This window comes from Mesorhizobium sp. M4A.F.Ca.ET.022.05.2.1 (assembly GCF_003998845.1).
Classification (GTDB): Bacteria; Pseudomonadota; Alphaproteobacteria; order Rhizobiales; family Rhizobiaceae; genus Mesorhizobium.
Map to the genome: position 1 here is coordinate 1 of NZ_RZOJ01000768.1, position 929 is coordinate 929.

1 protein-coding gene is annotated in these 929 nt (G+C 65.3%); it reads left to right on the plus strand.

Going from position 1 to position 929, the window contains the following annotated elements:
• Positions 1 to 107 precede the first annotated feature (107 nt).
• Positions 108 to 929 (plus strand): RluA family pseudouridine synthase (locus EN745_RS35265; protein ID WP_145992350.1); only part of this gene is annotated, 822 nt, incomplete at its 3' end.

Consider the following 929-nt stretch of genomic DNA (forward strand, 5'->3'; position numbering starts at 1 on the left):
CTCGCCAGCGTCATTGGCGCGATCCTCGCCCTGTTTCTGGGTCTTTGGCTCGCAAGAAGCCTGCCTTAATGCTATTGCCCCGCTTCCGAAGAGGCAAAGCGAGACAAATGGCAGGCGTTGAACAGATCACGGTGGAGGCCGGCGAGGCGGGCATGCGGCTCGACCGCTGGTTCAAGACCCATTTCCCGGGGCTCGGCTTCGGCCATCTGCAGAAGCTCCTGCGCTCCGGCCAGATCCGCGTCGACGGCGGCCGGGTGAAGGCCGACACGCGCGTCGAGCCCGGCCAAACGGTCCGCATCCCGCCGCTCGAGGTCGACAAGAAGGGCGAGGCGCCGCTCACCGGCCATTCGATCCGCAACCAGGGCGACGCCGATGTGCTCGCCAAGATGCTTATCCATGAGGACCCGAAGGTCTTCGTCTTCAACAAGCCCGCTGGGCTCGCCGTGCAGGGCGGTTCGGGCGTCACCCGCAATGTCGATGACATGCTGGAGGCCTGGCGCAACCAGAAGGGCGAGAAGCCGCGCCTGGTGCATCGGCTCGACCGCGACACATCCGGCGTGCTGGTCGTCGCCCGCACCAGGCTTGCGGCGATGAAACTCTCCGAAGCGTTCCGGGCGCGCGAGACCAAGAAGACCTATTGGGCACTGGTCAAGGGCGTGCCGCCGAAGCGCGAGGACAAGATCTCGACCTGGCTGGTCAAGGAACCGACCCCGGACGGCGACCGCGTGCGCATCGCCAAGCATGGCGAGAAGGGCGCCGACCATGCGGTCTCCTACTATCGGGTCGTCGAGCAGGCGGCGCAGTCGCTGTCCTGGCTGGAGATGGAGCCCTATACCGGTCGCACCCATCAACTGCGCGTCCACGCTGCCTACATTGGCTGCCCGATCATCTGCGATCCCAAATATTTCGAGGCCGACACCAATTGGGAC